This window comes from Nonlabens ulvanivorans (assembly GCF_000732625.1).
Taxonomy (GTDB): domain Bacteria; phylum Bacteroidota; class Bacteroidia; order Flavobacteriales; family Flavobacteriaceae; genus Nonlabens; species Nonlabens ulvanivorans.
In genome coordinates this window covers 1,649,330-1,660,217 of record NZ_JPJI01000032.1, presented here as the reverse complement: position 1 = coordinate 1,660,217, position 10,888 = coordinate 1,649,330, and the positions used below count along the sequence as shown (strand labels likewise).

The 10,888-nt window shown below is 34.1% G+C and carries 10 protein-coding genes; 7 read left to right on the top strand and 3 right to left on the bottom strand.

Annotation, left to right across the window (positions count from 1 at the left end; genetic code table 11):
- From IL45_RS14520 to IL45_RS14510, 3 genes are all read left to right on the top strand, one after another.
- On the top strand, nt 1-2,626 hold a 2,626-nt coding region (locus tag IL45_RS14520), incomplete at its 5' end, for a gliding motility-associated C-terminal domain-containing protein (protein WP_036585178.1).
- Nucleotides 2,627-2,646: 20 nt separating this feature from the next.
- Nucleotides 2,647-3,597, top strand: coding sequence for a PorP/SprF family type IX secretion system membrane protein (locus IL45_RS14515; RefSeq protein ID WP_036585172.1), 951 nt, complete (start codon nt 2,647-2,649; stop codon nt 3,595-3,597).
- Nucleotides 3,598-3,617: 20 nt separating this feature from the next.
- Complete coding sequence (locus tag IL45_RS14510; RefSeq protein ID WP_036585171.1) at nt 3,618-5,501, top strand: OmpA family protein; 1,884 nt, start codon at nt 3,618-3,620, stop codon at nt 5,499-5,501.
- A gap of 121 nt (nt 5,502-5,622) precedes the next feature.
- Here the strand turns inward: IL45_RS14510 and IL45_RS14505 are convergent, their stop codons facing one another.
- Nucleotides 5,623-7,491 (bottom strand): T9SS type B sorting domain-containing protein, encoded by a 1,869-nt coding sequence (locus tag IL45_RS14505; protein ID WP_036585170.1) that lies wholly within the window; start codon nt 7,489-7,491, stop codon nt 5,623-5,625.
- Between the two features lie 215 nt (nt 7,492-7,706).
- On the opposite strand from IL45_RS14505, the gene IL45_RS14500 reads away from it, so the two are divergent.
- From IL45_RS14500 to IL45_RS14485, 4 genes are all read left to right on the top strand, one after another.
- Nucleotides 7,707-8,012 carry an HPF/RaiA family ribosome-associated protein gene (locus IL45_RS14500; RefSeq protein ID WP_036585168.1) on the top strand — a complete coding sequence of 102 codons (306 nt, stop codon included), beginning with the start codon at nt 7,707-7,709 and terminating at the stop codon, nt 8,010-8,012.
- Nucleotides 8,013-8,016: 4 nt separating this feature from the next.
- On the top strand, nt 8,017-8,442 hold the full coding sequence (locus IL45_RS14495; RefSeq protein ID WP_146128679.1) for an ArsC/Spx/MgsR family protein: 426 nt from the start codon (nt 8,017-8,019) through the stop codon (nt 8,440-8,442).
- Nucleotides 8,443-8,523: 81 nt separating this feature from the next.
- On the top strand, nt 8,524-9,462 hold the full coding sequence (locus IL45_RS14490) for a TerC family protein (protein ID WP_036585166.1): 939 nt from the start codon (nt 8,524-8,526) through the stop codon (nt 9,460-9,462).
- A 104-nt stretch (nt 9,463-9,566) separates the two neighbouring features.
- A complete protein-coding gene (locus IL45_RS14485) occupies nt 9,567-9,860 on the top strand; it encodes a hypothetical protein (RefSeq protein WP_036585164.1) in 294 nt (97 codons plus the stop codon).
- 48 nt (nt 9,861-9,908) lie between these two features.
- Here IL45_RS14485 and IL45_RS14480 read toward each other — a convergent pair whose 3' ends face one another.
- Nucleotides 9,909-10,520 (bottom strand): nitroreductase family protein, encoded by a 612-nt coding sequence (locus IL45_RS14480; protein WP_036585162.1) that lies wholly within the window; start codon nt 10,518-10,520, stop codon nt 9,909-9,911.
- 110 nt (nt 10,521-10,630) lie between these two features.
- Nucleotides 10,631-10,882: an acyl carrier protein gene (locus IL45_RS14475; protein WP_036585160.1), complete on the bottom strand. Its 252-nt coding sequence runs from the start codon at nt 10,880-10,882 to the stop codon at nt 10,631-10,633.
- Between the last annotated feature and the right edge of the window lie 6 nt (nt 10,883-10,888).

The following is a 10,888-nucleotide window of genomic DNA, read 5'->3' as shown; positions in this document are numbered from 1 at the left end:
TGCTGTAGGTACTTATAACTTTTCTTATTCTATAACAGATGTTAATGGATGTATGAATAGCTCAACAGTTGCTATAACCATAGAGCCAGCACCAGAATCGGGTAATTATGTAGGAACGCCATTTGAGATTTGTGAAGATGAAGTAGCGGCTAACTCGCCATATGATTTATTCAATTTACTAGATGGATCTCAAGATACAAACGGTACATGGTATGCTGGAAACTCTTCAACAGGAACAGCAGTTACAAATCCTATTGACTTAACAACACTAGGAAACGGAACCTTTAATTTCACTTATAATGTTCCAGCCATAGGAACTTGTACAGATGTTGATGTAACGGTAACGGTTGTAATTTATGAGTTGGCAAACTCAGGCACAGTGGCACCTTTTCTTGTTTGTGAAACCGATTTGGCAGCAAACTCTCCTTTAGACTTATTTGGTCAGTTGACAGGTGAAGATATAGGTGGTACTTGGAATGATGATAACGCTACTGGTGCTTTAACTGCTGCAAATGTAGATTTAACCTTACTTGCAATAGGAACTTATAATTTTAGCTATACAGTAGTTAATGGTAATTGTACCTCTACATCAATAGTTCCTGTGACTGTAGAGATAGCTCCTGAAGCTGGAACAGCAACTAATTTTGATATTTGCATTAGTGACATAACTACAGGACAAACGTTAGACTTGTTTAATCAACTAACTGGTAATGATGCTGGTGGTGCATGGAATGACGATGATACTACTGGAGTTTTATCAGGTTCAAATGTGGACCTGACACTTTTGTCAACTGGATCTTATGATTTTACATATACTGTTCCAGCCTTAGGAACTTGTGCAAGTGATTCTGTTACTGTTACTATAACTTTAAATGACATAGCAGCACCGAGTGCTTCTATGAATCAAGATTTTTGCGACAATGCTACAGTAGCAGATTTAGTTGCGACTGGAAATAACGTTCAATGGTATGAAGATGCGGCACTAACGATGTTATCAAATTCTACAGATGCACTTATTGATGGAGAAGACTATTATGCGACTCAAATAGATGGACTTACAAATTGTGAATCCTCGGTTGCGGTAGCTGTAGTTGTTACTATTTCTAATACACCTAATACTGGAATTGATGTACCATTAACCGTATGTAGTGATGTGACAGCAGTAGATTTATTCTCAGCGTTGGATGGTTCACAAGATAATGGTGGAATTTGGTTAGATACAGATGGAACCGGTGCTTTAACTGGTAATTTGTTTAATGCTTCTATGGTTGCTGATGGAAGTTATGATTTTGAATATGCAATTACTGGAAATGCTCCGTGTGCAGATAGTTCTACTGTCGTATCTATTGTTGTACAATCACCAGTAACAGCAGGTACTAGTACATCTATAGATTTGTGTAATGATAATGGAACGATTGACTTATTTACTTTACTTGGAAGTGCTGATATAGGAGGTACTTGGACACCTATGTTAAATAGTACTACAGGTGTTTTTGATCCTTTAGTAGATAGCGCAGGTTCTTATCAATATACAGTGATGAATGATTGCAATACAGATACAGCTACAATTACTGTTAATCTGACTACAGCGCCTAACGCTGGTTTAGATAGTACATTGGATATTTGTGTGATTGATGCGCCCATTGATTTATTAACGCAATTAGGTGGTACTCCTGATTCAACCGGTACATGGTTGCCTATGTTAAACGGTGGTGGAAATATTTTTGATCCGTCCGTAGATACCGCAGGTGTATATGTTTACACTGTTGCCGCTACAACACCATGTAGTACTGATGCTACATCGCAAATCGTAATACAAGTCGATGATAGTGCTGCTCCAACGGTTGTAAATGCTACCCTTGAATTTTGTGCCACTGATGATGCCATGGTAATGGATTTAGATGCTGCTGTGAATGGTACAATGATTACTTGGTATAATTCTATCGATAGTACAACTCCATTGGCAGATGCAGACTTGCTAATAGATGGAACTACATATTATGCAACTCAGACTAATGCTACAGGATGTGAATCTAGTGTAAGAACTCAAGTTTCAGTAGTAGTTGGTGATGCACCTACTCCTACTCTATCTATAGATGGAAACTTATTCTGTATCAATGATAGTCCAACATTAGAAAACTTGATTGTCAACATTAACGAATACGATATGATTAGCTCTAATGTAGTCTGGTATGATGCTGTTGATAGTTCTACGGCACTTTCTTTATCAACGATTTTAGTTAATGGAACTACGTATTATGCTGCTCTTATTGATTCTGTTACCGGATGTGAGAGTAATGTAAGATTAGCCGTGACAACAGATTTAACGGCATGTGGTAAAGTAATAGTCCCTGATGGTTTTTCACCTAATAATGATGGTGTAAACGACACTTTTGATGTCGAAAACTTAGGCTTTTTATATCCAAAATTTAAAATGGAAATCTATAACAGATATGGAAATCTAGTTTATGAAGGAACTAACAGCACTCCAAGATTTAATGGTTTTGCTAATCAAAAAGCCCTTTTAAGTGATGGTGAACTGCCTGTAGGAGTATATTTCTACATTTTAAATTTTAATGACGGAAGCACAAAGCCTGAACAAGGAAGACTTTACCTAAGCCGATAGTGGTTAGAAAGAAAACAAACATGAAAAACATTTATACAATATATATATTCCTAGCAGTAGCATTATGTACTGCGTGGAATGGTACTGCACAACAAGATCCACAGTTCACGCAGTATATGTACAACCAAAACATCATCAATCCAGCTTATGCTACTGGTAATAAGTCCGAATTAAACATTGGAGCTTTATACCGTACTCAATGGGTAGGATTAGAAGGTGCTCCTAAAACAGCCTCCTTATTTGTACATTATCCAGTAAGTGAGCGCATTGAATTAGGCCTTTCATTTACAAATGATGATATCGGTAATGTTGTTACTGAAAATAACATTTATGCTGATTTTGCGTACATTTTACCAGTTTCAGAAGAGGCAAAATTATCTTTAGGGATAAAAGCTGGTGTTACATTATTTGATGCCAACTTTAATGGATTTAATTTACAGTCTGGTGGTGTAGATACAGACGTAGCATTCAATGAAAACGTAACTCAAACCTTTCCTAATGTAGGTCTAGGTGCCTTTTACTTTACTGATAAATATTACGTCGGTCTATCTGCTCCTAATTTATTGACAACAACCCATCTAGAGAATGAAAATGGAATCCAATCCACAGGTGTTCAAGACATTCATTTCTTTTTAACTGGTGGTTATGTCTTTGACATTAACAATGATTTGAAGTTTAAACCGGCATTTATGGTGAAAGGTGTTAAAGGGTCTCCTCTTAGTTTAGACCTGACAGCAAATGTTTTATTTAATGAGAAATTTGAAGCTGGTCTAGCATATCGTTTTGGAGATGCTTTAAGCGGATTAGTCAATTATAGAGTAGCACCTAATTTGAGAATTGGATATGCTTATGATTATACCGTTAATAACTTAGGTAACTACAACACAGGTTCGCATGAAATCATATTACTCTTCAATGTAAAATCAAAATTCTGGAAAAGTGGTTATGACCGCTCACCTAGATTCTTTTAAAAAATATTATATCTACTATTATGAGATTAATCATAACCTCTATATTGATTATTTTATGCTCCACTAGCCTTGTTGGAGCACAAAATTTGAGCTTAAAAAAGACCAATAGGCTTTTCAAAAATCAAGCTTATAAAGAAGCAATTGAAAACTATAAAAACCTCAAACAAACGGAAGAAGTTCTTAAGAAATTAGGTGATTGTTATTACTACACTGGTGATATGGCACAGGCTGCTTTCACTTACTCTTCTATTGAAGATAATAATGGACAAATAACAGATTATAATAGGATCTATCGATATGCTCAATCTCTTCTAGCTCTTAAAGATTATGATAAAGCAGATAGTTATTTACTCTATTATCAAGGTAAAGATTGGGATACAAAAGAGTTTTTAAAAGAATTAGAGAAAAGTACACCACATAATTTTACTGTAGCTCCTATACGTAATGAAGGATCTAACAGCGATTTTGGAATGAGTTTCTTAAACGATACTGAAGTGGTTTTTGCCTCTTCCCGCAATATGGAAAGACCTGTATATGCATGGAATGGATTACCATATCTGGATTTGTATAAGGCAACTCTAGAACGAGATGGAGCTCTTAAATCCATTGTGCCATTCTCCGATATTAATACAGACTTACATGAGAGCAATGCCGTTTTTACTGAAAACGGTACTGTAATGTACTTTAATAGAAATAATGAGAAACGTGTTAAAATTAATGACATACCAGTTTCTAATATGAAAATCTATAAGGCAGAATTAGTAGATGGTATATGGACCAATGTACAAGCTCTTTCCTTTAATAATGATATGTATAGTGTTCAACATCCTGCAATTAGTAAAGACGGTTCTACTTTATATTTTTCAAGTGATATGCCTGGTGGATATGGTGAATTTGACTTATATAAAGTCAGTGTCAATAGTGATGGAACATACGGTGAACCAGTAAACTTAGGAAAGGAAATTAATACACAACATCTTGATCAATTTCCTTATATCAGTGATATTAACACCTTATATTATTCTACTAATGGTAAACAAGGTGTTGGTGGATTAGATATACATAGAAGTGATATGGTAAACGGTGAATTTACCACACCTATCAATTTGGGAACTACTATTAATAGTTCGAGAGATGATTTTGCATTTATCATAAATGAAAACCTTAATAAAGCATATTTCTCGTCTAACAGAACTGGTATTGATAAACTATACAGAACAACAAGAGAAGAAAATGTTCTTACTAAATATGCGGTAAAAGGTATCGTTAAAGACAGTATTTCTAATAAATTATTGCCAGGATCACTAGTATCATTGCTTGACGAGCGCGAAATTCTAATCGATGATATGATTGTAGGTGATGACGCTACATACTTCTTTAAATTAGAACCTAATAGAAAATATACCATAAGAGGTACGCGTAAATTATACATTCCTCAAGATGTTCAATTTTCAACAGACAGAAATGGCCGCATAAGTCATGATATTTACTTAACCTTATTATCCTATCAAGATGCTGAAGCTACAATTAAACCAGATCGTAAAGGTGATGTGCAGGTAGAACTAGATCAGATATTCTTTGATTTTGATGAGGCTGTTATCAAGCCTGAAGCGGCACATACTCTTGATGAGTTAGTAGATATCATGAAGAAATATCCAGCGATGTATATCGAAGTATCTGCGCACACCGATGTACGTGGACCTAGTGCATACAATCTTGAATTATCTAAAAAACGTGCTGCGTCAACGCTTGAGTACTTGGTAAGCAAAGGTGTAGAAAGACGTAGACTTAGAAGTATAGGTTATGGAGAAATGCAACCACTTAATAATTGCATCCAAGAAGGTATTTGTACTGATAAAGAATATGAGATCAATAGACGATGTGAGTTTAAAATTGTTCAGTAATCATCTTTATGGTTATTGATAAAAATCCCAATAGGCCTTTGCTTATTGGGATTTTTTTATATCATAAAATTTAGATTAATCCGCTTTCGCGAAAGCGGAATACCTACCAACCACTAACCCATTATCTCTTTAAAGTAACATGTCCCGTTAGCACCTGATTGTTATAATGTAGTTTATACCAGTAATCACTGCTAGGTAACGGTTGATTATCATACATCCCATCCCAACCTACTACAAGATTGTTAATTTGCTTAAGTAGTTTTCCATGTCGATCAAAAATCTCTAATCGAGCTCCTGGAAAAGCTTCTATATTATTAATGTCCCATGTATCGTGATATCCATCATCATTAGGTGTGAAAAATTGAGGGATTTTTATACGGTTATAAGTAAAAAATGAAACCTCACAACCAGTTCTATCCTTTACTCTCACATTAACCTGTAGCAAACCACTAATATTAAATATAGAACTATTATAATAATCTAAACCATTGATACTATATTGAAAATCACCCGTGTTTTCTGTGATAATATTTAGCTCATCATTATTAACTTCAACACCAGCTATTATAGGTGTTTCAATGTATTCTACTTGAAATATGGCGGTACTAGTGCATCCTTCTAGGTTAGTTACCTCACACGTATAAATGCCAGCAACATCTACACTAATACGATCTGTAGTTTCCCCACTACTCCATCTATAAAAACCATTTGGAAATTGAGTGTTTAGTAAAGCTATTTCTTCAGGACATAGTAAAAAGTCTTCGCTATTTACAATGGGTGAAGATCGATTTATAAAATTAACAGGTACTCTAGAATTACTGATACAACCGGAAACAATATTTTCCGTTTCAACCCAGTAAGTGCCATCGATTTGCGTGGTGTAGTCTATAGATTCATCATGTATAGAACTACCACCTGTTGCGTTCTCATACCAGTATGCCGTTGTACCAGGAGAAACATCTACTATTAAATCGACCAGTTCGCCATCACAAGATATATATGGACTTTGTCTAGGAACTGCTAGTGGAACTACGACATTTCTAAATTCAAAAATTTGTGAAAAAGAATAACAACTAGAATTAGTAAGGTTTGCAGGTGCGCCTGCTATTTTAACTCTATAATAAGTTGTAGAATTTAATGGTGGTGTGGTCAACGAAAAGCTGTTCTCACCTACTATATCTGTAAAGTTACTTCCATCAGCACTTTGCTGCCATTGATATGCTGTTAAAGATGGAGCGCCGTTTTGAACAGTTGCATTAAGTTGTAAACTTTGTGCAGGATCATTTTCACATTTTGTTACTACAGTTTCGCCAGCAATCGTTGTTACTAAAACATCATCACCGCATACATTAAAACTTATATCATCAATGGCGAGATCATTACCACAGCCGCCAGCACCTACATTAATCATTTTAAGAACAACACCGTTCTGTCCAGTGCTTGTGGTAAATGTTAAACCATATTTAATCCATGTAGGACGTTGATCTGCAAATTTAGGACTCATGGTACCATTTGCTAATAAAATTGTGTCTGTAGCATCCCATATTTCAAAACGCACTTGTATCGGTATTTCTGTAGTACCACACACATTTTGTACGCCATCGAGTACATTCATAATCCATGCACTAAATTCATAAGGTGTGTTTTCACACAATCCATTTATAGGCGTTCTATAAAACTGACCAGCATTAAAACCAGCATTAACAATAAGCATTTTACCATCATTATTACCTGTATGATCAGGGAAAGAAAACCAACTACCCAGTTGACCAGAGTCACTAGAAATAGTGTATTCACCATCTTGCGGTGCTGCATTTACATATTGATATGAAGTTACTGCATTAGAAAGTGATGGACCATTATTTGTGCCTGATCCAAAATCTTCTGTAAATATGGCTGGACCTAATATTCCATCACAGAATTGTAATTGCGCTTTCGCGAAAGCGTAACTCAATAAAGCCAGTAAGGTTAGAGTAACCCTATTTATCATACTGAAAATATACGGTAGAATTTTATATGATTGCCCAACATGATCACAGATTAATTATAGAAAACAGAATAACAAAACAGTACATCTTTAATAGAATTGGTATAAATTTATGAATACGTCTGTAAATCTCATAATTTCTTACTAATAACACGTTAAAGCTTTATGAAAGCACATGTAATAATCAGATATTGAATGTAACTTCAATAAAAAATAATATGCAAATCCAATTCAATTATCAGCATGTCTCTGGAAGTACAGAGCTAGAAAATTTTACTAAAGAAAAATTGCAAGTTATTGCAGATCGATATAGCTGGGTAACCAGAGCAGATGTTTTTTACAGAGTAGAAAATACGGAAAGTAAAGAATCTGGAATGATTGCAGAAATAAGGCTAAGCGCACCAGGTCCTAGATTATTTGCAGAAGAATCACAATCTAATTTTAACGATGCTGTTTCTAAAGTAGTGAATCAATTAAAAACGCAGTGCGAGAAACGTAAATCAGAACTTATAGACCATGCCTAATCAGATGTCAGTACTCAATACCAAAGAAAACTTATTAATAATTTTTTATAATTCTGAGATAAAGAATCACAAGGAAGTCTATGCTTATACTAAAAGTGCAGAAAAGGATTGTCATGCCGTGGACATTAGCAAAACAAAAGTAACAGGCACCGTATGGGCAGAAGTAGCTGAAAAACTTTCTATAACCGTACATGGACTGATTGATACAGATCATTCTGCCTTTGAGAATCGATATGGTAAGGAAAAAGAACTTAGTGCAGACGATACTATAAAGATTTTACAAAACGATCCCGAGATGCTCATCTTCCCTATTATGGTGAAAGATGATACCGCTAAAATCATTAAGAATTACAGCGAAGTAACTAGGTTTCATGATTCCGACAGCATAGGAATTGATAAAACAGAAATAGGAAAAGAAAACGATTATTAATTAATAATCATAATTTTAAAAAAGGCTTTGATTTGCATAAATCAAAGCCTTTTTACATGTAACTGTATTAACTTTGATATTATGACAATTTGGATATCCTTTATAATATTTGTGACCATTCTGCTAGCATTAGATCTGTTAGTCTTCAATAGGAATGCACATGTAATATCAACAAAAGAAGCAACGAAATATACTATACTATGGGTTTCTATAGCACTAGCGTTTACAGGTGTTATTTATTTGATCTATAACGGATCTTACATAGCAAATCCTGAAGGATTATCTGCTAATAAGGCTTCTATAAAATATATTACCGGTTATCTAATTGAACTATCATTAAGTATTGATAACATCTTTGTGATAGCTATAATATTTAAGTCATTTGCGATTGAACAACGGTATCAACATCGTGTTTTATTTTGGGGTATCGTTGGAGCTTTAATTTTTAGAGCTGCTATGATCTTTTTTGGTGTAGCGTTGATAAGGGAAATAGACTGGATGACTTATATTTTTGGTGCTTTTCTATTATATACAGCCTTTAAAATGCTAGTTAGTAAAGATGATGATTTCAATCCAAAGGAATCTGTAATCTATAAACTTGCACGTCGCTGGTTTCCTGTTACTGATCGTATTGAAGGACAAGACTTATTTATTAGAAAAATGGGGAAATTAATAGCGACTCCACTTTTTTTAGCCTTAATCGTAATTGAATTAACAGATGTACTATTTGCTTTAGATTCTATTCCTGCAATCCTAGCCATTACCTCTGATCCATTTTTGGTCTTCTCTAGTAACATTATGGCTATAATCGGATTACGTAGTATGTACTTCTTCTTATCTAATCTATTAGATAAATTTCAATACATCCATTATAGTCTTATAGCTATTCTAACTTTTGTAGGTCTTAAAATGATATTAGTACACTACATTCATTTCCCTGAATGGGTATCCTTAACTTTTATCTTTACTGCTTTACTAGTAGGCGCACTTACCTCAAAATTTTTACCTCATAGAAGCTAATAATGATTGATTAAAATAAATACGTATTATTAAGCTCTCTACTTTTAACATTTTTTTCAAAACCATATGGTGACATTCTAGCGTATATCTATAAAATATGCTCGATGATTACCTACACTTATAAACATACACAACAAAAACAACGACTTGAAAATTTATTTCAACAAGAATTATTACCGGTATTTGAATCCAATGCCATAGAGCATGTTCAGGTTGATTTTCAACTTGTTATAGATCATAACGGACTAACTAAAGAATCTGCCTCCATATACTTGAGATATAATAATCGTTTAATATCCTTTAAAGCAATTAAAGGACGATTTAAAAAATCTGCAAGTATCATTATTGAGGATGTTAAAAGCTATTTTGATCAAACAGATCGATTTTTATCTGCATAAAAAAAGGCTCCTAATTGAATTAGGAGCCTTTTTAAGTTTGTAATCATTTTATAAAGATTCTCTTTCTATAAAATCACCGTTAAAGAGAAATTCATCTTGTTTTTTACGTTTTCTAAGAGCGCTTTCTTCTTTTTGTAAGTCGTCATTTAAATCATTATCATTTCCCCCATAGTAACCAGCGGTTATTGCTGTAGCAACATGATATTCTTCAGGAAATCCAAAATCTTCTTTTGCAGACTCAAAATTCACACCGGCCATTTGGTGTATAGCTATTCCCATACTGTGTGCTTGAATAGCCATATTTGCTGTAAATTGACCTAGATCATGTAAGGCGTGATAATTTTCTTTACCATCAGGAGTTTTAGTATTTATTACTCCTAGCATTAGTACTGGCGCATTAGTCGCCCACGACTGGTTAAATTCCACAAGATGATTCATTATACGATCATATGTTTCACTTCCTTTAATTCCCCACACGATATTCCATGGCTGAAAGTTATTGCTGCTTGCAGCCCATCTTCCAGCTTCAAACATTGATTGTAAATCTGTTTGAGAAACTGGCATATCTGCAAATACCCTTGGACTCCATCTATCTTTAATATTGTCAATTATAGGATGGTCATTGGGTGTTTCTTTAAGAGCTGTATTTTCTTTATTCATCTTTTTATTTACAAGATAAAACCATAGGGTTTAGATATCACTACCTTTTAAATAGTATTATTATAATATTAATAGATATTTATGAAAATACAATATAATAGTTTAAAGATTTAAGGTTTTAGTTTTCTTTGAACAATCTGGACAGAATCTGATACGGTCTGCATTGCTTCCATATCGCTTTCATCTAAGGTGATATCAAAAGCATCTTCAACATCTAAAGCAATATCTACTAAGTGAGCACTATTTATTCCTAGATCTTGCATTAGATGGCTATCAGCCTGTATGTCATCAGCATTTACATCTTGTGGTAAGTATACTTTAACGATATCATGTAATTGATTCTCTATTTCTTCTTTTTTCATTTATAA

Bases quoted from the DNA above. Each gene is read 5' to 3' on its own strand.
- IL45_RS14510 (WP_036585171.1), top strand. From the start codon at position 3,618: ATGAGATTAATCATAACCTCTATATTGATTATTTTATGCTCCACTAGC.
- IL45_RS14500 (WP_036585168.1), top strand. From the start codon at position 7,707: ATGCAAATCCAATTCAATTATCAGCATGTCTCTGGAAGTACAGAGCTA.
- IL45_RS14475 (WP_036585160.1), bottom strand. From the start codon at position 10,882: ATGAAAAAAGAAGAAATAGAGAATCAATTACATGATATCGTTAAAGTA.
- IL45_RS14485 (WP_036585164.1), top strand. From the start codon at position 9,567: ATGATTACCTACACTTATAAACATACACAACAAAAACAACGACTTGAA.
- IL45_RS14490 (WP_036585166.1), top strand. From the start codon at position 8,524: ATGACAATTTGGATATCCTTTATAATATTTGTGACCATTCTGCTAGCA.
- IL45_RS14505 (WP_036585170.1), bottom strand. From the start codon at position 7,491: ATGATAAATAGGGTTACTCTAACCTTACTGGCTTTATTGAGTTACGCT.
- IL45_RS14480 (WP_036585162.1), bottom strand. From the start codon at position 10,520: ATGAATAAAGAAAATACAGCTCTTAAAGAAACACCCAATGACCATCCT.
- IL45_RS14515 (WP_036585172.1), top strand. From the start codon at position 2,647: ATGAAAAACATTTATACAATATATATATTCCTAGCAGTAGCATTATGT.
- IL45_RS14495 (WP_146128679.1), top strand. From the start codon at position 8,017: ATGTCAGTACTCAATACCAAAGAAAACTTATTAATAATTTTTTATAAT.